Here is an 18,711-nt window from a genome sequence, read left to right as displayed (position 1 = left end):
CGCTCAGGATCGCAGCGCGCGCAGCAGGCGCTCGGCCTTCCACCGCGACTCGACGTACTCGTCGTCCTCGTGGGACTGCACGGTGATGCCCCCGCCCGTTCCGAGCGTGTAGACACCGGATCCGTCGGTCAGGAGCGAGCGGATGACCACGCCCAGGTCGGCCCGGCCGTCGGCCCCGATCCAGCCGAGCGCCCCGGCGTAGGCACCCCGCGGGCTGCCCTCGACCTCGTCGATGATCTGCATGGTGCGGAGCTTGGGGGCGCCGGTCATCGAGCCTGCCGGGAACAGCGCGCGCAGGGCGTCGAGGGTGCCGACATCGGCCCGCAGCGCGCCCCGCACCGTCGAGACCAGCTGGTGCACCGACGCGTACGACTCGACGGCCATCAGGGTCGGGACCTCGACGGATCCGACCTCGCACACCTGCGACAGATCGTGACGCAGCAGGTCGACGATCATCAGGTTCTCGGAGCGGAACCGCTGGTCGGTGCGCAGCAGCTCGGCGGCCGCCTCGTCCTCCGCCGGGGTCGCTCCCCGCGGGGTCGTGCCCTTGATCGGCTTCGCCTCGAGCGTGCGATGCGCGTCGATCCGCGCGTAGCGCTCGGGTGAGGATCCGGCGACGAACGCCCGCGCCCCGGGCACGTCGTGATGCAGGTACGCCGCGTAGGGCGCCGGGTTCAGCGCCCACAGCCGCCGGAAGACCTCCAGGGGCGTCAGCGCGCTGGTCTCCGCTGCGCGGTAGGTGAGGTTCACCTCGTACGAGTTGCCCGCGTGCAGGTGCTCCTGCACCGCCGCGAAGGCCTCGCGGTACCACTCGGGGGTGGGCTCGCCCCCGGCCGCGCCCCCGCCCGTGGTCGTCGGCGCATCCGGCAGCGCGAGCGGTTCGACCCGAGACGGCCGCATCCAGACGGCATCCGGCAGCGCGTCATCGGTGCGCGCCGGCAGGTCCGCGTGCGCGGCATAGCCGAAGTAGCCGTACCAGCGGTCGTCCGGCATGCCCGCCGCGATCTCCGCCGCGAGGACGGTGAAGATGTCGTCGCCCACCACGTCCGCGCGGCCCGCGGCGTGCCGGGTCACCTCGCGGCGGGCGGCGTCGTAGCTCAGCGAGACGTCCTCCGGCGCCAGCCAGGCGAGCTGCGGCCCGCCGTCGCCCGCGTTCAGCCAGATGCACCGTCCGTCGCGGGCCGCCTCGGCGATCCGATCCGTCACGCCGCCCCCAGGAAGTTGCGGACGATCGCCGCGCCGTGCTCGGTCAGGATCGACTCGGGGTGGAACTGCACGCCGGCGATGGGCAGGGTGCGATGCGCGACGCCCATCACGAGCCCGGTCCGGGCGTCGGTGGCGGTGACGGCGACCTCCTCGGGCAGCTCGAGCGCCGCGAGCGAGTGATACCGGATCGCCCGGAAGTCGTCGGGGACGCCGGCGAAGAGACCGGATCCGTCGTGCCGCACCGTGGCCTCGATGCCGTGGCCGGGGTCGACGCGCTCGACCCGTCCGCCGAACGCCGTGACGATCCCCTGCATCCCGAGGCACACCCCGAGGACGGGCCGCTCCCCCGCGCGCAGCACCTCGCGCCCGACGGCGAAGTCGTGCGGATCGCCGGGATGCCCGGGGCCGGGCGAGAGCACCACGAAGTCGTGCGACAGCACGTCGGCCGCGGTGCACTCGTCGTGCTCGACGATCCGCGGCAGCGCGCCGGTGACGGAGGCGATCAGGTGCGCGAGGTTGCCCGTATAGCTGTCGTGGTGGTCGACCAGGACCACATCGTGCGAGGGCATGGACTCATTCTGGGGTGCGGGGCGGCCGCGAGGGCGCCGCGCACCCCAGCGGAATCATTCGGCGGTGCGGTTCTCGTCGGCCGTGAACGCCGAGACGTCGCCGATGAGGTGGGTGTTGTCGGCCGGGACCGGTGCCACGGCCGCCTGGGCGACCTCGGCCGCGAACTCGGACACGTTGTAGAGCTTGCCGGCCGACTCGCGGCGCGCCTCGATGGCCCCGGGGTTCGCGCGCTCGAGGAGCGTCGCGGTGATCGTGCCCTCGATCATGTCGCCGGAGACGACCGTGAAGCCGAACCCCTGCTCGGTGAGCGACGGGATCAGTTCGCGGAGTGCGTCCTCGCCGGCACGCTTCGAGAGTGCGACGGGCACATACTCCGGCATCGTCGGGGTCGTGCGGATGAAGTGCGCCTGGTGGCTGGTGACGAACACGATGCGCGCACCCTCGTTCAGGATCGGCAGCGCCGACTGCAGAGCGTTCACCTGCGCATCGCGGTTGAGCTTGAGGGCGTAGTCCTCGCCGAGGCCCGACTCCATGCCGCCCGAGGCGTTGAGCACGAGGATGTCGAGCCCGCCGAACTCGGCCTTCACCGCGGCGTACATCGCGGCGACCGACTCGGGGTCGGTGAGGTCGGCGCCCACGACGAGCGCGCGCACCCCCAGCTCGCGCATCTCGTTGGCGAGCTTCTCGGCGCGCGGCGCCTTGTTGCGGAAGTTGATGACGACGTCCGCGCCCGCCTGAGCGAAGTAGCGGATGGTGTCGGCGCCGATGCCGCGCGACGATCCGGTGACGAGCGCCACCTTGCCCGCCAGGGTGCCGGGTGCGATGGGCTGCGAGGGGGCGTCGGTCACGGGAGCTCCTGGATCTGGCGAGCGGAACGGCGCAGGATCCATCGGATCGGGATCGCGCCAGGGACTGTTCGAGAGTACCAACGGGGGCCGACGAGACGATGTCGGATGCCTCCAACGTCACGGGTTCGCCGTTGTCGGCCTTCAGGTCACCGGGCGGTGGTACGTTTCGCGAAAGGAGGGACTCATGGAGTTCATCGAGCAATGGGCGTGGGTCGGCTGGCTGGTGCTGATCGCCCTCTTCCTGGCCGTCGAGGTGTTCGCCGGGGAGCTGACATTCCTCATGCTGGCGCTGGGCGGTGTGGCCGGCGTCCTGTCGGCCATGGCCGGCGCGCCCGTCTGGCTGCAGGTCATCATCGCGGCGATCGCGGCCGTCGCCGCGCTCGCGCTGCTGCGGGCGCCGCTGCTGAAGCGGCTTCGCCGTCGGTCAGACCCGAAGAAGTTCAACGTCGACGGGCTGATCGGCCTCGAGGGTGTGGTGACCACGACGGTCACGGCCCTCGGTGGTCGTGTGAAGCTCGCCAACGGCGAGGACTGGACCGCCCGCGTCGCCGGCGGCACCGACCTGCCGCCCCTCACCCCGATCGTCGTCCGCGACATCCAGGGCGCGACCGCCATCGTCACCGGCGCCGGGCAGAGGCCCGCCGCCCCTAACCAGGAGAGCTGACCATGGAAGACTTCGGCCCGATCCTGCTGTGGATCCTCGCCATCGCGGTCGTGATCTTCGTGATCTCGATCATCGTCCAGGCCATCCGGATCGTCCCGCAGAGCGAGGCGTTCATCATCGAGCGACTGGGCAAGTACCACCGCACGCTCTACGGCGGCCCGCACCTGCTGCTGCCGATCGTGGATCGGCCGCGTTCGCGGGTCGACCTGCGCGAGCAGGTCGTCTCGTTCCCGCCGCAGCAGGTCATCACCGAGGACAACCTGTCGGTCGCCGTCGACGTCGTTGTGTACTTCCGTGTGACGGATCCGCGCGCCGCGACCTACGAGATCGCGAACTACCTCGGCGCGGTCGAGCAGCTCTCGATCACGACCCTCCGCAACGTCGTCGGTGGCCTCAACCTCGAGGAGGCGCTCGTCAGCCGTGATGTCATCAACGGCAAGCTCAGCGCCACGCTGGACGAGGCGACCGGGCAGTGGGGCATCAAGGTCGGACGCGTCGAGCTGAAGGCGATCGACCCGCCCGCCTCGCTCCGCGACGCGATGGAGAAGCAGATGCGCGCCGAGCGCGACCGTCGCGCCGCGATCCTGTCGGCCGAGGGCCACAAGCAGTCGCAGATCCTCGTCGCCGAGGGTGCGCGACAGGCGGAGATCCTCAAGGCCGAGGGTGAGAAGCAGGCGCAGGTGCTGCGGGCTCAGGGCGAGTCGGAGGCGATCCAGAACGTCTTCGGCGCCATCCACGCCGGTGCGCCCGACGAGAAGCTGCTCGCGTACCAGTACCTGCAGATGCTCCCGAAGCTCGCCGACAGCGAGTCGAGCAAGCTCTGGATCATCCCGAGCGAGCTGACCGAGGCCCTGAAGGGAATCGCCGGGGGCTTCTCCCGCGGCGGCACGGCTCCCACCGATCGCGCGTGACGCACCCGTACCTCCTCGGCGCCACCCACCCCCGCGTTCTCGCCCACCGTGGCCTCGCCGCGCCCCAGGACGGCGTCGCGGAGAACTCGTTCGCCGCGATCGCCGCCGCGCACGCGGCCGGGGCGGAGTACGTCGAGTCCGACTGCCACGTGACCTCGGACGGGCACGTGGTGCTCTTCCACGACGACACGCTGGCCCGCGTGACGGGTGATCCGCGCGCGGTCGCCGACATCACGCTGCGCGAGCTCGCCCAGCAGATGGAGGAGCTCGGGGGGATCGCCACGCTCGGGCAGGCGCTGGACATGTTCCCGGACATCCGGTTCAACCTCGACGTCAAGGCGGAGGCCGCCGCGGAGCAGGTCGGCAGGCTCGTCGCGGGGCACGCCGGCCGGGTGCTGCTGACGAGCTTCTCGGACGATCATCGGCGCCGGGCGCTGACGGCCGCCTCCCCCGCTCTTCCCGCGACGTCGCCCGGCGCGCGCACGCTGACGCGGCTCGTCGTCGCGGTCGCCCTCGGGAGCCGGCCATGGGCGCGTCGCCTCATGCGCGGGGTGGATGCGCTGCAGATCCCCGAGCGGCAGGGGCGGATCCGGGTGCTCACCCCGCGCCTGATCCGCTGGGCGCACAACGCCGGGGTCGAGGTCCATGTCTGGACCGTCAACGACATCTCGCGCATGCGCGAACTCGTCGAGATGGGCGTCGACGGCATCGTCACCGACCGCGCCGACGCGGCCCTCGAGGCCCTGACGCGCTGACCGCTCTTCCACACTGGGATTCGACTGGGAAACGCGCGTTCTTGTCCCCCGTTCGGATGACTCGCACAGCCGAGAGCGTTATACCTGAGACCGACGAGAGGACCACACAATGGCAGATCGCAGCCTTCGCGGAATCCGACTCGGCGCCCAGAGCCTCCAGAGCGAGGAGGGCGTCGTGTTCATGGAGCGCGCCCAGCACACGTATCACTGTGCCGCCTGCAATCGCGACACCACGCTGACATTCGCGGCCGACGCCGAGGCGCCCGCGACGTGGGAGTGCCGTGGATGCGGCGGCGAGGCCCTGCGCACGGTCGACGGCACCTCTGTCGAGGTGGACCACAGCGCTGACAAGGCCGCCCGCACGCACTGGGACATGCTCCTGGAGCGTCGCACGCTGCCCGAGCTCGAGGAGATCCTCGCGGAGCGTCTCGAGTTCGTCCGCTCGCGCCGCGGCGCGGGCCAGGACCCGACGCAGGCGAAGTCGGCCTGATCCGACCAGGTGATGCAGACGCCGGCCCCGTTACGGGGCCGGCGTCTTCTGGTTTCGTCGACTGAAAGCGCTCCCATAGGCTGTACCCCATGGCGAACAGCGTGGAACGGGCCGTCGGTATCGACATCGGCGGTACCGGTATGAAGGCCGGCATCGTGGACCTCGTGAACGGCGAGCTCGTCAGCGAGCGCGTGCGTATCCCCACCCCGGAGGGTGCGAAGCCCAAGGCGGTCCTCGCGACGGTCAAGGAGCTGCTCGAGCTCCTCGGCCCGGACGCAGCCGGACTCCCCGTCGGGATCTGCTTCCCCACGATCGTGAAGAACGGCAAGACCCTGTCCGCCGCGAACGTCTCGAAGAAGTGGATCGACTTCGACGCCGACGCGTTCTTCGAGGAGGGTCTCGGCCAGCCGATCCACTTCGTGAACGACGCCGACGCGGCGGGCCTGGCCGAGCTGCGCTACGGCGGAGCGAAGGAGCAGCCGGGCCTCACGATCCTGACCACGCTCGGCACGGGCATCGGCTCGGCCGTGCTGTTCAACGGCGAGCTCGTTCCCAATGCCGAGCTCGGGCACCTGCAGTGGAACGGCGAGTCGATCGAGAAGTACGCGGCGACCAGCGCGCGTGAGCGTCTGCAGCTGTCGTGGGAGGACTGGGGCGGTCGCCTGCAGGAGTTCTACGACCACCTCGAGTTCCTGTTCTCCCCCGACCTGATTCTCATCGGCGGCGGCGTCTCGAAGAACCCCGAGAAGTTCCTGCCGTTCATCAAGACGCGGGCGGAGATCCGCATCGCGACGCACGCGAACAATGCCGGCATCATCGGCGCCGCCTCCCTGGCCCTCTGACCCCCTGAATGCGAGAAGCGCCCGGATCCACCAGGATCCGGGCGCTTCTCGCATCTGACGACCTCGCGACCTCGACGGGCGCGGGCGCGTCCTCAGAAGTCGTACGCGCCGCCGTACGGGGCGTCCTGGTCGCCGGTGTCGCGCGGGTCGAACTGCACCGTCTCGACCGAGAACGCGACCTGCGTCCTGCGGGTGACGAGCACGCTCACGGCCCGGTTGCCCACGACGACGAAGTCGACGAACTTCGCATGAGTGCGAGCGGCTTCCTCGATCGCCTCTCTGAGAGCGCCGAGGTCCTGCCCCTGGGCCAGGTAATAGCTACGGCCGTCGATGCCGAGCTCTGTCCGTACTGTCGTCTGCATTTCACTCATCGGCACCACCATACCGCCGTGGATGCGCGGGGTTCCGGGCTTTTCGGGAGTCATGGAGGGAAGACCCGGGCTTTTCGGGAGTCATGGAGGGAAGAACCGGGATTCCGGATAGCCGGAGCGGAATGAACCGTGGAGCACGCCGCGGCGACATCCATGGCGCGAAAAAGCCCCGGCCGTTACCACGCGACCGGGGCGAGACGGATGAGAAGTCCGCCTATCGGGATCCAGTGTACCCGCTGATACGAGGGTGGATCACTCGGCGGCGTCGTTCCAGCGCCAGATGTCGTCGCCGCGCAGCGTCGCCTCCGCGCCGCCGTCGATGTAGATCGTCTGGCCCGTGGTGTGGGTGTTCTCCGCGCTGGCGAGCCAGATGAGGAGCTCGGCGACCGACTCCGGCGACTGGTGGCCGTTCAGCGGCATGGGGACGGCCGCATCCACCATCGCGACGCCCTCGGGCGTCGCCAGCAGATCCCGGGTCATCGGCGTCAGGACCGTGCCGGGGGCGACCGCGTTCACGGGGATGCCGGCACCCGCCCACTCGGCGGCGATCGCGGCGCGGCGCACCCAGCGCGACAGAGCGCGCTTGGAGGACGGGTAGTTGAGGTAGCCGGTTTGGGCGCCCTGCTGCGCCAGTTCGTCTCCGATCGCCAGGGTGGCCGCCTCGTCGCCGGTCAGCGCTGCCTCGACCAGCGCCGGGGAGTTCTGCTGCAGGCTCGCCATCGACGAGACGACCGCGACGCGCGGTGCGCTGGACGCAGCCAGCGCCGGGCGGAGAGCGGTGAGAAGCTCGACGACACCGAAGTAGTTGATCGCCATGGTCTTGGCGATCGGCGCCGAGATGCCGGCGCAGGCGATGATGGCGTCGACCACGCCGCCCGCGATCTCCGTGGCGTCCGCCGCCGCCTGGCTGCGGCCCTGCGGGACGGACAGGTCGCCGGTGACCTCGGCGTTGTGCAGATCGATGCCGATGACGCGGTGCCCGCGCTCGCGGAGCAGTCGCGCGGTCGCCTGGCCCACGCCGGAAGCGGAGCCGGTGACGACATAAGTGCGTGTCATGGAATTGCCTTTCGATTGATGCGGCACCCGGGTCGGAGCCGCGTGGGTCACCGCGTCATGCCGATTCGGGTGACGACGTGACATCTCGTGTGTCGGCGACCTCGGCGATGAGGCCGTCGACGAAACCCGACAGCAGGGCGTTCAGGCGCGTGACGTCCGCGCGATCCCACCCTTCGAGCGCGTGCGCCACCATGACCCGCCCCGCGCCCACGAGCGTGTGAAGCGTCTCGCGGCCGTGCGGCGACAGCGCGATGCTCGACACGCGCCCGTCGACGGGATCGGCGTGCCGCTCGACCAGGCCGTCCTGGGTGAGGCGGACGATGAGCTTCGAGGCGGTGGGGCGCGTCAGCTGCAGCTGATGGGCCAGGACGCTCGGGCGCACGGGCTCTGCGGCGTCGCCCAGAACGTAGAGGGCGCGCATCTGGGTCGGGTCGAGGTGCACGCCCACTCCGTCCGCGACCTGCGTCTGCACGTCACGCGAGGACCAGCGCGCCACCAGCCGGGTGAGGGTGGTCAGCAGTGACGCCTCGACCTCGTTGCCGCTCTCTGTCGCCATGAGCCCAGTCTGCCACTGATTGCCTGAGGCAATTACTTTTGCGCAGAATCGACCGCATCGTCGGGCATACCGACGGGTCGGCGGCGGGCGCGGCGGATCGCCCGACGCCGGATGCTCGAGCCGGACGGTCCGGCGAGCGGGAGTGCGAATGGGCCGGCCTGTACGCCGGGTTCTGTTCAGGGGCTCACGCCCCCTTGACGACCATCTCTCTCGGCGACACGTTGCCGTGCCGCTCTAGCGACCTACCCGGGGACTCAGCGGGCCGCTTCATCATCCCCTGTCTGGTCTTGCTCCGGACGAGGTTTACCGAGCGAGTCGCGTCACCGCGACCCCTGGTGGTCTCTTACACCACCGTTTCACCCTTACCCGGCCCTTGCGGGCCCGGCGGTCTGCTTTCTGTGGCACTGTCTCGCGGATCACTCCGGGTGGGTGTTACCCACCGCCCTGCCCTGTGGAGCCCGGACGTTCCTCGGCACGCGGCGGCGAACCGCCCGCGACGCGGTCGTCCGGCCGACCCATTCGCGCCTCCAGCCTACTTGTCGGCGCTGTCCGCGATTCTCAGGTCGAGCGGGAAGTCGATGGGGAACGATCCGAACAGCAGACGCCCTGCGGCGGCCGCCGACTCCCGCACGGCCTGCGCTGCGGCCTCCGCCTGCTCCTCCGGGGCGTGGACGAGCACCTCGTCGTGCAGGAAGAACGCGAGGTGCGCGCGGCGCGCGAAGGCACGCCCCGAGCGCGGGGCGGCCCGATCCGGCTCGACCGCGGGAAACTGCGCGAGCCGCAGGCGCAGGTCGGCCATCCATGCGAGCGCCCACTCGGCCGCGGTGCCCTGCACCACGAAGTTGCGCGTGAATCGCCCGCGGTCGCGTCCGATCCGGCGCGCGCGGGTCTCATCGGCCGAGGACGCCCCCGGCCGCGAGGCGCGAGCCTGCGCGCCTCGCCAGGCGTCGTCGGGTGCGGGAGAGGTGCGCCCCAGCCACGTCGAGACGACCCCGCCGTCCTCGCCCGAGCGGGCCGCCGCGTCGACGAGGCCCATCGCCTTGGGGTACGCCGTGCGCAGGCGCGGCACGAGGCGACCCGAGTCGCCCGTGGTGGCGCCGTACATCGCCCCGAGGACCGCCATCTTCCCCTCGGCGCGCGTCGCGACCGCGCCGCTGGCCGCGATGCCCTCGTACAGATCGCGCCCGCGGGCGGCGTCGGCGAGCCGGTCGTCGCGGGCCATCGCGGCGAGCACACGGGGCTCGAGCTGGGCGACGTCCGCGGCGACGATGCGCCATCCCGGATCCGCACGCAGGGCCTCGCGCAGCTGCCGCGGCAGCTGCAGCGCTCCCCCGCCCGACGACGCCCACCGCCCGGACACCACACCGCCCGGCACGTACACGGGCCGGAACCGCCCCTCGTGCACCCACTCGTCCAGCCACGCCCAGCCGTTCGCGGTCATCAGCCGGGACAGACGTTTGTACTCCAGCAGCGGGGCGATCGCCGGATGGTCGATCTGGCGGAGCTCCCACTTGCTCGTCGAGTCGACCAGGATGCCCGCCGCATGCAGGGCCCGCAGCAGGCGCGGGGGCGAGTCGAGGGCGAGCGCCGGATCGCCGAGCGCCTGGCGCACCTCGCCGGCGAGGCGCGCCATGTTCTCGGGCACACCGCCGCGGCGAGGGCCCAGCACGTCCTCGAGGATGCGGCGATGGTGCTGCGCGTCCCACGGGACACCGGCCGTGCGCATCTCGGCGGCGGTGAGGGCACCGGCGGATTCGGCCGCGAGCAGCAGACGCATCCGCCCGGGATCGGAGGCGAGCGGGAGCGCCGCATCCTGCCGGGCGAGCTCGACCAGCACCTCGCGCAGATCGTCACGGTCGCCGGCGACCGCGGGCGACTCGACGGCGAAGAGCGCCTCGGCCTGCGCCGGTGCGTCCAGCACCCCCGTCCCGTCCCAGTGCGTCGCCGCGCGCAGCTCGAGGGCCGCGGGCACCGCGTCGCGCAGGATCGCGTGGCAGAGCCGCAGGTCGTGGCAGCGGGCCACGCGGACGCCGGCGTCGAGCAGGGGCGGGTACCAGTCGGCCGTGCTCGACCACACCCAGCGCACGCCGCGGTCACCGGTGGACCCCTCGGCCTCGCGCTCGGCCACCCAGGCGGGCAGCTCCGCCGCGGTCAGCGTGCGCCTGCCGCGCTCCCCCGCGCGATCCAGCACGATCGCCACGATGCCCCCACCGGGGGCGCGGCCGAGAGCGATCCGCTCGGCATCGGCCCAGGGCGATCCCTCGTCCACGCGCGGATCCGTCCGCGACGCGTCAGTCGGACTCGGTGAAGCGCGGCACGCCGCTGCCGCGCGCGAGCCCCGACTCGTTCGTGCGCACCATGATGCCGCCGCACTCGGGGCACAGGGCGACGTCGTCGTCGGCGGCGTCGCGCAGCTTCTGCACGTCGTTCGGCGAGAGCATCACGTTGCAGGCGCCGCAGGTGCCGCGGGTGAAGAGCGCCGTCCCCTGGCCGCGCGATCGCAGGCGCTCGTACAGGTCCATGAGGTCGGAGGGGATGCGGCCGACCACGGCGGCGCGGTCGCGGGTCAGGGTGTCGATCAGGGCGGTGGACGAGGCGACCAGCTCCTTCGCCTCGACGCTCAGCCGCTGGCCCTCGCTTGTGACCTCGGCCATCAGCTGCTGCTGCTCGGCGACGGCGGCCTCGGCCGCCTCGATCTTCTCCATCAGCTCGAGCTCGGTCGTCTCGAGGTCGCTGCGACGACGGTCGAGGCTCGCGATCTCGCTCTCGAGGCTCTGGGCGATCTTCTGATCCGTGGCGGAGTTCAGACGGTCGGCATCGCGCGCGCGCCGGGCGGTGACGACCTCGACGTCGGCCTCGACCCGCTTCAGCTCGAGCGCGAGGTCGTCCCGTGCACCCGCCCGCGCGGCGAGCTCGCCGCCGAGCCCGGTGCGACGGGCGATCAGCTCCTGCACGCGCGCGGCCTGCGGCGGGTTCTTCCGCGTGGCCTCCGCCTGTGCAAGGCGACGGTCGATGTCTGCGACATCGAGGAGGAGCAGCTGATCGTTCGGGTTCGCCTTCACTCCTCAAATCTACCAACCGCGACCTTCACACCAGGGACGTCCGACGCTCTTCGCGCGGCGCGAGGGGGCCGACTCCGCACGCCTGCCGCATCCGGCCGTTCGGCGCAAGCCCCGTGCCGCCGGCCCGGCGCCGCCGTAGCGTCGGTCGCGTTCCGGACGACCCCTCGACAAGGAGGCACCGATGACCCGTTTCGGGTACACCCTGATGACCGAGCAGAGCGGGCCGCGCGAGCTCGTCCGCTATGCCCAGCAGGCCGAGGAGGTCGGCTTCGACTTCGAGGTCTCGAGCGACCACTACTCCCCCTGGCTCGTCAGCCAGGGCCACGCGCCCTACGCGTGGAGCGTTCTCGGGGCGGTGGCGCAGGCGACCTCGCGCGTCGACCTGATGACCTACGTCACCTGCCCGACGATGCGCTATCACCCGGCGGTCGTGGCGCAGAAGGCCGCCACCATCCAGCTCCTCTCGGAGGGCCGCTTCACCCTCGGGCTCGGCTCGGGTGAGAGCCTCAACGAGCACGTCGTCGGCGAGGGCTGGCCGGGCGTCGCCCAGCGGCAGGACATGCTCGTCGAGGCGATGGAGATCATCCGGGCCCTCCAGGGCGGCGACCTCGTCATCTACGACGGCGCCTACTTCCGGGTGGACTCCGCGCGGATCTGGGATGCCCCCGACGGCGGTGTGCCGATCGGCGTCGCCGTGTCGGGCGAGAGCTCGCTCTCCCGATTCGCGCCGCTCGGCGACCACATGATCGCCGTCGAGCCTGACGAGGGCCTGGTGAAGGGCTGGGATGAGCACCACCCCGACGCCTCCCGCAAGATCGGCCAGGTGCCCATCAGCTGGGATCCGGATCGCGACGCCGCGGTCGCCCGTGCACACGATCAGTTCCGCTGGTTCGGCGGCGGCTGGGCGGTGAACGCCGACCTCCCCACGCCGGCCGGCTTCGACGCCGCGTCGCAGTTCGTGCGTCCCGAGGACGTGGCCGGATCGATCGCCTGCGGCCCGGATCTCGACGAGCTCGCCGAGAGCGTGCGTCCGTTCCTCGACGCCGGGTTCACGGACGTCGCGATCGTGCAGATCGGCGACGAGAAGCAGCAGCAGTTCCTCGACGAGGTCGCCGGCCCGCTGCTCGACCGCCTGCGCGCACTGTGAGCCGCCCGCCCGCGCGGAGGGTCACCGTCTGACGGCGGTGTCAGCCGAGCCGGACCTCGTCGCCCTCCCGGATCTCTCCCCCGCCGTCCGTGGGGAGGAGGAGGATGCCGAGGGTCGGCTCGGCGAGCCCGATCTCGCGGGTGAGCGTCTGCAGCACCCGCGCGTCGCGAGACCCGGTGTCCGGGTTGACGTGGGTGGCGAGGCACCGGCCGATCGGCCGCTGCACCTCGAAACAGACATCTCCGATCCGCAGCGGTCCCGTCCAGCCGAGCTCAGCCCAGGCGTCCAGGCCGTCGACGACGATGTTCGACCGGAACCGGCGCGAATCCACGGAGGCCTCGACCTCGGCGTCCACGGCGGCGACTGAGGCTGCGCCGTGGAGCGAGACGAAGCCACGGGCGCGATCCTGGAAGCGGGAAGTCGCGCCGTCTCCGACGAGCACCAGGGGCAGGCGGCCGTCGCGCTGCAGCAGCTTCGCGTCGGGCCCGTCCAGGACGAACCGGGTGATCGCGTCCACGAGGAGCGCGCGGCCCTCGGGATCGAGCCCCGCCTCGGCGAGGAGCGCTCCGGAGCGCTCCAGACGCACGCGCTCGCCGTCCCAGCGCAACCGGATCTGCGCGAGCGTCGGGAAGTCCATCAGCGCGAGGCCGCGGTTCTTCGGCCAGTAGTCGAGGCCGTCCTGCTGCTCGGGTGTCGCCGCCTCCGCGAAGCGGAACGCCAGCACGCGGTCGCCCTCGATGCGGCCATCGGCCCGCACGGTGAGCGACGGCAGCCGCTCCTCCGTGAAGCCCTTGACGGGGAACCGGTACAGGGCGCTCACGAACGGCATGACCCCATCCTGCCGGTTCGGCAGGGGCACCTCGGCACACCCGGGATCCCGGTGGCGACATCGGACACGCGTATACGGAGCCGCGCGGTTGCGGTGGGCCCTGCCGGGATCGAACCGACGACATCCACGGTGTAAACGTGGCGCTCTACCAGCTGAGCTAAAGGCCCGCGATCCGAGTCTAAGCGCGAGCCACCGGTCGACCGTGCCGGCAGACCGCCCCGGCGCTCTCCACGGCGTGGCGTGATCCCGCGGGTGGTTCGGCATCGAGATACGTCCGTCCCACCCCGCCGGAGGGGTCTAGGCTGAAAGCCGATCACGCGTGCACCGGGACAATTCGGCGTGCGCGCAGGTATGTTCGCGAGGCACGATCTGCCCCGCTAGACGAAAGGGCATCCGGTGGCTGTTCACGACCAGGATCCGTACTCTCAGGGACCGCAGGACAGCGATCCGGAGGAGACCAGCGAGTGGCAGCAGTCGCTGGATGAGCTCGTCGATGCGAAGGGGCATCAGCGCGGTCGCGAGATCATGCTCAGCCTGCTGAAGCGCTCGAAGGATCACCACCTGGGCGTTCCGATGGTTCCGACCACGGACTACGTCAACACGATCGCCCCCGAGGACGAGCCCGACTTCCCGGGCGACGAGGACCTCGAGCGTCGCTACCGCTCGTGGATCCGCTGGAACGCGGCCCTCACGGTGCACCGCGCTCAGCGCCCCGGCATCGGCGTCGGCGGCCACATCTCGACCTACGCGTCGTCGGCCTCGCTCTACGAAGTCGGCTTCAACCACTTCTTCCGCGGCCAGGACCACCCGTCCGGCGGCGACCAGATCTTCGTGCAGGGCCACGCCTCCCCCGGCCCGTACGCGCGCGCCTTCCTCGAGGGCCGCCTCTCCGAGGCTCAGCTCGACGGCTTCCGCCAGGAGAAGTCGGCCGGCGAGAACGGCATGCCGTCGTACCCGCACCCGCGTCTTATGCCGGAGTTCTGGCAGTTCCCGACCGTGTCGATGGGCCTCGGCCCGATCAACGCGATCTATCAGGCCATGGCGAACAAGTACCTCGCCAACCGCGGCATCAAGGACACGGCCGACAGCCACGTCTGGGCCTTCCTCGGCGACGGCGAGATGGACGAGGTCGAGAGCCGCGGTCAGCTGCAGGTCGCGGCCAACGAGGGCCTCGACAACCTCACGTTCGTCATCAACGCGAACCTCCAGCGCCTCGACGGCCCGGTGCGCGGCAACGGCAAGATCGTGCAGGAGCTCGAGAGCTACTTCCGCGGTGCCGGCTGGAACGTCATCAAGGTCATCTGGGGCCGCGAGTGGGACGACCTGCTCGCCCGCGACGACGACGGTGCGCTCCGCAACCTGATGAACGTCACGCCGGACGGCGACTTCCAGACCTACAAGACCGAGAGCGGCGCCTACGTCCGCGAGAACTTCTTCGGTCGCGACCCGCGCGCCCTCGAGCTCGTCAAGGACTACAGCGACGAGCAGATCTGGGGCCTGCGCCGCGGTGGCCACGACTACCGCAAGGTGTACGCCGCGTTCAAGGCGGCCCAGGAGCACAAGGGCCAGCCGACCGTCATCATCGCGCACACCATCAAGGGCTACGGCCTCGGTCCGCACTTCGAGGGCCGCAACGCGACCCACCAGATGAAGAAGATGACGCTGGACGACCTCAAGCTGTTCCGCGACACGATGCACATCCCCGTCACGGACGCTCAGCTCGAGGCCGACCCGTACCGCCCGCCGTACTACCACCCGGGTGAGAACGACGAGACGATCCAGTACATGCTCGAGCGCCGTCGTGCGCTCGGCGGCTTCCTGCCGGAGCGCCGCAGCAAGTACACGCAGATCCCTCTCCCCGAGGAGAAGGACTACGCCCTCCCCAAGAAGGGATCGGGCACGCAGGAGATCGCCACGACGATGGCGTTCGTCCGTCTCGTGAAGGACCTGCTGCGCGTCAAGGGCTTCGGCAACCGCATCGTCCCGATCATCCCGGACGAGGCGCGCACGTTCGGCATGGACTCGTACTTCCCGACGGCGAAGATCTACAACCCGAACGGCCAGAACTACACCTCGGTCGACCGCGAGCTGCTCCTCGCCTACAAGGAGAGCCCGCAGGGTCAGATCCTGCACGTCGGCATCAACGAGGCCGGTGCCCTCGCCGCCTTCACGGCGACGGCGACGTCGTACTCGACGCACGGCGAGCCGCTGATCCCGATCTACATCTTCTACTCGATGTTCGGCTTCCAGCGCACGGGTGACGCCCAGTGGGCGGCCGGCGACCAGATGGCGCGCGGCTTCATCATGGGCGCGACCGCGGGCCGCACCACCCTCACGGGTGAGGGTCTGCAGCACGCCGACGGCCACTCGCACCTGCTTGCCTCGACCAACCCGGCGACCGTGTCGTACGACCCGGCCTACGGCTACGAGATCTCGCACATCGTGCAGTCGGGCATCGAGCGCATGTACGGCGGCCAGCACCCGGACCCGAACGTCATGTACTACATCACGCTCTACAACGAGCCGATGGTCATGCCGGCCGAGCCCGAGAACGTCGACGCCGAGGGCATCGTCCGCGGCATCCACCGCGTCTCCGAGGGTCAGGGCGACGGCCCCCGCGTGCAGCTGCTCGCCTCGGCGGTCGGTGTGGCGTGGGCGCTCGAGGCGCAGACGCTGCTCAAGAACGACTGGGGCGTCGTCGCCGACGTCTGGTCGGTCACCAGCTGGACCGAGCTGCGCCGCGACGGCCTCGCCGCCGACGAGCACAACTACCTGCACCCGGAGGAGGAGCCGAAGGTCGCGTACCTGACGCAGAAGTTCCAGGGCATCGAGGGTCCGTTCGTCGCCACGAGCGACCACATGCACGCGGTGCAGGACCAGATCCGCGCCTGGGTGCCCGGTCAGTACCTCACCCTCGGCGCCGACGGCTTCGGCTTCTCGGACACCCGCGCCGCCGCCCGTCGCTTCTTCAAGATCGACGGCCCGTCGATGGTCGTCCGCGCGCTCCAGGGCCTGGCGAACGAGGGTCGCATCGACCGCTCGGTCATCGGCCAGGCGATCGAGAAGTACCGTCTGCACGACGTGAACGCCGGCACCTCGGGTAACGCCGGCGGGGAGAGCTGAGCTCTTCGTGAGCTCGAAGGCCACGCCCGCCGAGGGCGCGGCGTCGGGTGAGGGGGCCGTCTTCGACAAGGCGGCCACCCTCGCCTGGCTCCGCCGCATCTCCGGCGACCTGGCGACGGCGACCACCACGCGGCTCGAGCAGTCGCTCCCCTGGTACGCCGGCATGCCCCCCGCTCGGCGCTCGGCCGTGGGCCTCGTGGCCCAGGCCGGCATCACGTCGTTCATCCAGTGGTACGACGATCCGACGTCGACCCCCTGGATCGCCGCCGACATCTTCGCCGCCGCCCCCCGCGAGCTGCTGCGCAGCGTCAGCCTGCAGCAGACGCTGCAGCTGATCCGCATCACGGTCGAGATCGTCGAGGAGCGCGTCGCGTCCAAGAGCGAGGATCTCCGCGAGGCGATCCTGCTCTACTCGCGAGAGGTCGCTTTCACCGCGGCCGATGTCTACGCGCGCGCCGCGGAGTCCCGGGGTCTGTGGGACGCGCGCCTCGAAGCGCTCGTCGTCGACTCGATCCTCACGGGCGAGGCCGACGAGGAGCTCCCCAGCAGGATCGCGGCGCTCGGCTGGCACGGCCACGGCGAGGCGTGTGTGCTCGTGGGCACGGCGCCGGTCATGTTCGACGTCGACCAGGTGCGCCGTACGTCGCGCAAGCTCGGAGTCGACGTGCTCGTGGGCGTGCAGGGCTCGCGTCTGGTCATGGTGATCGGCCGCGCTCAGGCGGCGGATGCCGAGGAGGCGGAGCCGGACGCTCTGCCGTTCATCGAGATCGCGCGTCTGCTCGAGCCGTCCTTCGGCGAGGGCTACCTGGTGCTCGGGCCCACGGTGCCGGCGCTGGTGGATGCGAGCCAGAGCGCCCGTGCGGCGCTGGCCGGCTTCGCCGTCGCCCGCGGCTGGCGGCACGCCCCCCGCCCGGTCGAGGCCGACGACCTGCTGCCCGAGCGCGCCCTCGCGGGCGACCCGGTCGCCAAGCACACGCTCGTCGAGCGGATCTACCGCCCGCTCGCGGCGCACTCGACCGACCTCGTGACGACGCTGTGGAGCTACCTCGATAACGGCCGGTCGCTCGAGGCGACCGCCCGCGAGCTGTTCGTGCACCCGAACACGGTGCGCTACCGCCTCAAGCGCGTGAGCGACGTCATCGGATGGGATGCGACGGGGCCCCGCGAGGCGCTGATCCTGCAGACCGCGCTGATCCTCGGGTCCATCGGGTCCGCGGACGCCGCCCGTCGACGCGCCCCCGTGCGCCGGTCTCGCGACGGCGCCCACTGATTGTCGGCCACGCACAAGTGTTCTGCGTTTTCTTGTGCGGCCGTCGCCAGCACCGCCCCGGCGCGGTTGGCAGACTTGACAGGTGATCGTCGTCGTCTGCCCTGGACAGGGCTCGCAGACCCCCGGATTCCTCGCCCCCTGGCTCGAGCTCGACGGGGCCGCTGGGCGACTCGCGGCGTTCTCGGACGCCGCGCAGGTCGACCTCGTCGCCCATGGCACCGAGTCAGACGCGGACACGATCCGCGACACGCGCATCGCGCAGCCGCTGATCGTCGCCGCGAGCGTGCTCGCCTGGGAGCAGCTCACCCAGGGCGGCGCGCGCCCCGACGGCGTCGCGGGCCACTCGGTCGGCGAGATCGCGGCTCTGGTCGCGGCGGGCGTCATCGACGCCGAAGCGGGCCTCGCGCTCGTCGGCGTCCGCGGCCGTGCGATGGCCGATGCCGCCGCGCTGGTCGAGACCGGGATGAGCGCCGTCGTCGGCGGCGTCGAGGAGCAGGTGCTCGAGGCGATCGCCGCCAACGACCTCACGCCCGCCAACTACAACGGCGGTGGCCAGATCGTCGCCGCCGGAGCGCTGCCGGGCCTCGCTGCTCTCTCCGAGGCGGCACCGCGCGGGGCGCGGGTCATCCCGCTGCAGGTCGCCGGCGCGTTCCACACCGCCTTCATGGCGCCGGCCCAGGCCACCCTGCAGGCCGCCGTCGACGGCATCACGAACGTCGCCGACCCGGCGCTGCCGCTGTGGACCAACAGCGACGGGACGACGCTGACCTCCGGCTCGCGCGCGCTGGAGCTCATCGTCCACCAGGTCGCGAACCCGGTCCGCTGGGATCTGTGCATGGCGTCCTTCGCTGAGCAGGGCATCACGGGCGTCATCGAGCTCGCGCCGGCCGGCGCACTGGTCGGCCTCGCCAAGCGCGGCCTCCGCGGCGTGCCGAGCGTCGCCGTCAAGACCCCCGAGGATCTCGCGGCAGCGCTCGAGCTGCTGGCCGCCTGATCGCCACCGACACCGAG

The 18,711-nt window shown here is 71.2% G+C and carries 18 protein-coding genes, 1 tRNA gene and 1 other RNA gene; 9 read left to right on the top strand and 11 right to left on the bottom strand.

Annotated elements, in window-relative coordinates:
• Positions 1 to 3 precede the first annotated feature (3 nt).
• From ACOKGD_RS07745 to ACOKGD_RS07735, 3 genes are read right to left on the bottom strand one after another with little or no spacing between them, the layout of a single operon-like run.
• Entirely contained in the window at positions 4 to 1,206 is a 1,203-nt protein-coding gene (locus ACOKGD_RS07745; protein WP_342334744.1) for an anthranilate synthase component I family protein, read from the bottom strand.
• Entirely contained in the window at positions 1,203 to 1,775 is a 573-nt protein-coding gene (locus ACOKGD_RS07740; RefSeq protein WP_342334745.1) for an anthranilate synthase component II, read from the bottom strand. Before ACOKGD_RS07740 ends, ACOKGD_RS07745 begins: the two co-directional genes overlap by 4 nt.
• A gap of 54 nt (positions 1,776 to 1,829) precedes the next feature.
• Positions 1,830 to 2,624 (bottom strand): SDR family oxidoreductase, encoded by a 795-nt coding sequence (locus ACOKGD_RS07735; RefSeq protein WP_342334746.1) that lies wholly within the window; start codon positions 2,622 to 2,624, stop codon positions 1,830 to 1,832.
• 184 nt (positions 2,625 to 2,808) lie between these two features.
• Here ACOKGD_RS07735 and ACOKGD_RS07730 point away from each other — a divergent pair, with 184 nt between their 5' ends.
• From ACOKGD_RS07730 to ppgK, 5 genes are all read left to right on the top strand, one after another.
• Entirely contained in the window at positions 2,809 to 3,288 is a 480-nt protein-coding gene (locus ACOKGD_RS07730) for an NfeD family protein (RefSeq protein ID WP_342334747.1), read from the top strand.
• A gap of 2 nt (positions 3,289 to 3,290) precedes the next feature.
• Positions 3,291 to 4,199, top strand: coding sequence for an SPFH domain-containing protein (locus ACOKGD_RS07725; RefSeq protein ID WP_342334748.1), 909 nt, complete (start codon positions 3,291 to 3,293; stop codon positions 4,197 to 4,199).
• Positions 4,196 to 4,954 carry a glycerophosphodiester phosphodiesterase family protein gene (locus ACOKGD_RS07720; protein ID WP_342334749.1) on the top strand — a complete coding sequence of 253 codons (759 nt, stop codon included), beginning with the start codon at positions 4,196 to 4,198 and terminating at the stop codon, positions 4,952 to 4,954. The genes ACOKGD_RS07725 and ACOKGD_RS07720 overlap by 4 nt, the downstream gene beginning before the upstream one ends.
• A gap of 109 nt (positions 4,955 to 5,063) precedes the next feature.
• Positions 5,064 to 5,444 carry an RNA polymerase-binding protein RbpA gene (locus ACOKGD_RS07715; protein WP_342334750.1) on the top strand — a complete coding sequence of 127 codons (381 nt, stop codon included), beginning with the start codon at positions 5,064 to 5,066 and terminating at the stop codon, positions 5,442 to 5,444.
• 89 nt (positions 5,445 to 5,533) lie between these two features.
• Positions 5,534 to 6,286: a polyphosphate--glucose phosphotransferase gene (ppgK, locus tag ACOKGD_RS07710; RefSeq protein WP_342334751.1), complete on the top strand. Its 753-nt coding sequence runs from the start codon at positions 5,534 to 5,536 to the stop codon at positions 6,284 to 6,286.
• Positions 6,287 to 6,378: 92 nt separating this feature from the next.
• Here the strand turns inward: ppgK and ACOKGD_RS07705 are convergent, their stop codons facing one another.
• The 6 genes from ACOKGD_RS07705 to ACOKGD_RS07680 all read right to left on the bottom strand — a co-directional run bounded on the left by ACOKGD_RS07705 (position 6,379) and on the right by ACOKGD_RS07680 (position 11,331).
• Entirely contained in the window at positions 6,379 to 6,657 is a 279-nt protein-coding gene (locus tag ACOKGD_RS07705) for a hypothetical protein (protein WP_342334752.1), read from the bottom strand.
• Positions 6,658 to 6,909: 252 nt separating this feature from the next.
• The gene (locus ACOKGD_RS07700) at positions 6,910 to 7,713 is read right to left on the bottom strand and encodes an SDR family oxidoreductase (protein WP_342334753.1); all 804 of its coding nucleotides are present in this window, start codon (positions 7,711 to 7,713) and stop codon (positions 6,910 to 6,912) included.
• 55 nt (positions 7,714 to 7,768) lie between these two features.
• On the bottom strand, positions 7,769 to 8,269 hold the full coding sequence (locus ACOKGD_RS07695; RefSeq protein ID WP_342334754.1) for a MarR family winged helix-turn-helix transcriptional regulator: 501 nt from the start codon (positions 8,267 to 8,269) through the stop codon (positions 7,769 to 7,771).
• A gap of 145 nt (positions 8,270 to 8,414) precedes the next feature.
• An RNA gene (rnpB, locus tag ACOKGD_RS07690) (RNase P RNA component class A) lies at positions 8,415 to 8,787 on the bottom strand.
• A gap of 14 nt (positions 8,788 to 8,801) precedes the next feature.
• Complete coding sequence (locus tag ACOKGD_RS07685) at positions 8,802 to 10,538, bottom strand: bifunctional 3'-5' exonuclease/DNA polymerase (protein WP_342334755.1); 1,737 nt, start codon at positions 10,536 to 10,538, stop codon at positions 8,802 to 8,804.
• Positions 10,539 to 10,560: 22 nt separating this feature from the next.
• Positions 10,561 to 11,331, bottom strand: coding sequence for a zinc ribbon domain-containing protein (locus ACOKGD_RS07680; RefSeq protein ID WP_342334756.1), 771 nt, complete (start codon positions 11,329 to 11,331; stop codon positions 10,561 to 10,563).
• 181 nt (positions 11,332 to 11,512) lie between these two features.
• On the opposite strand from ACOKGD_RS07680, the gene ACOKGD_RS07675 reads away from it, so the two are divergent.
• Positions 11,513 to 12,478, top strand: a complete 966-nt coding sequence (locus ACOKGD_RS07675; protein WP_342334757.1) for a TIGR03557 family F420-dependent LLM class oxidoreductase — start codon at positions 11,513 to 11,515, stop codon at positions 12,476 to 12,478.
• Between the two features lie 40 nt (positions 12,479 to 12,518).
• On the opposite strand, the gene ACOKGD_RS07670 is transcribed toward ACOKGD_RS07675, so the two are convergent.
• Both ACOKGD_RS07670 and ACOKGD_RS07665 read right to left on the bottom strand, forming a co-directional pair.
• On the bottom strand, positions 12,519 to 13,307 hold the full coding sequence (locus ACOKGD_RS07670) for an MOSC domain-containing protein (RefSeq protein WP_342334758.1): 789 nt from the start codon (positions 13,305 to 13,307) through the stop codon (positions 12,519 to 12,521).
• 94 nt (positions 13,308 to 13,401) lie between these two features.
• Positions 13,402 to 13,474: transfer RNA gene (locus ACOKGD_RS07665), tRNA-Val, on the bottom strand.
• 229 nt (positions 13,475 to 13,703) lie between these two features.
• Here ACOKGD_RS07665 and aceE point away from each other — a divergent pair.
• From aceE to ACOKGD_RS07650, 3 genes are all read left to right on the top strand, one after another.
• Positions 13,704 to 16,430, top strand: a complete 2,727-nt coding sequence (aceE, locus tag ACOKGD_RS07660) for a pyruvate dehydrogenase (acetyl-transferring), homodimeric type (RefSeq protein ID WP_342334759.1) — start codon at positions 13,704 to 13,706, stop codon at positions 16,428 to 16,430.
• A gap of 7 nt (positions 16,431 to 16,437) precedes the next feature.
• The gene (locus tag ACOKGD_RS07655) at positions 16,438 to 17,700 is read left to right on the top strand and encodes a PucR family transcriptional regulator (protein ID WP_342334760.1); all 1,263 of its coding nucleotides are present in this window, start codon (positions 16,438 to 16,440) and stop codon (positions 17,698 to 17,700) included.
• Between the two features lie 82 nt (positions 17,701 to 17,782).
• Positions 17,783 to 18,694, top strand: coding sequence for an ACP S-malonyltransferase (locus ACOKGD_RS07650; RefSeq protein WP_342334761.1), 912 nt, complete (start codon positions 17,783 to 17,785; stop codon positions 18,692 to 18,694).
• Positions 18,695 to 18,711: the final 17 nt, after the last annotated feature.

The sequence above is a fragment of the Microbacterium phosphatis genome, from assembly GCF_049177115.1.
In the GTDB taxonomy this organism is placed as follows: Bacteria; Actinomycetota; Actinomycetes; order Actinomycetales; family Microbacteriaceae; genus Microbacterium; species Microbacterium phosphatis.
This window is presented reverse-complemented; position numbering and strand designations above follow the sequence as displayed.

What these genes read in the sequence shown, in the direction of transcription:
- ACOKGD_RS07725 (WP_342334748.1), top strand. Translation starts at nt 3,291, where the DNA reads ATGGAAGACTTCGGCCCGATCCTGCTGTGGATCCTCGCCATCGCGGTC.
- ACOKGD_RS07705 (WP_342334752.1), bottom strand. Translation starts at nt 6,657, where the DNA reads ATGAGTGAAATGCAGACGACAGTACGGACAGAGCTCGGCATCGACGGC.
- ACOKGD_RS07670 (WP_342334758.1), bottom strand. Translation starts at nt 13,307, where the DNA reads ATGCCGTTCGTGAGCGCCCTGTACCGGTTCCCCGTCAAGGGCTTCACG.
- ACOKGD_RS07730 (WP_342334747.1), top strand. Translation starts at nt 2,809, where the DNA reads ATGGAGTTCATCGAGCAATGGGCGTGGGTCGGCTGGCTGGTGCTGATC.
- ACOKGD_RS07675 (WP_342334757.1), top strand. Translation starts at nt 11,513, where the DNA reads ATGACCCGTTTCGGGTACACCCTGATGACCGAGCAGAGCGGGCCGCGC.
- ppgK (WP_342334751.1), top strand. Translation starts at nt 5,534, where the DNA reads ATGGCGAACAGCGTGGAACGGGCCGTCGGTATCGACATCGGCGGTACC.
- ACOKGD_RS07715 (WP_342334750.1), top strand. Translation starts at nt 5,064, where the DNA reads ATGGCAGATCGCAGCCTTCGCGGAATCCGACTCGGCGCCCAGAGCCTC.
- ACOKGD_RS07740 (WP_342334745.1), bottom strand. Translation starts at nt 1,775, where the DNA reads ATGCCCTCGCACGATGTGGTCCTGGTCGACCACCACGACAGCTATACG.
- ACOKGD_RS07700 (WP_342334753.1), bottom strand. Translation starts at nt 7,713, where the DNA reads ATGACACGCACTTATGTCGTCACCGGCTCCGCTTCCGGCGTGGGCCAG.
- ACOKGD_RS07695 (WP_342334754.1), bottom strand. Translation starts at nt 8,269, where the DNA reads ATGGCGACAGAGAGCGGCAACGAGGTCGAGGCGTCACTGCTGACCACC.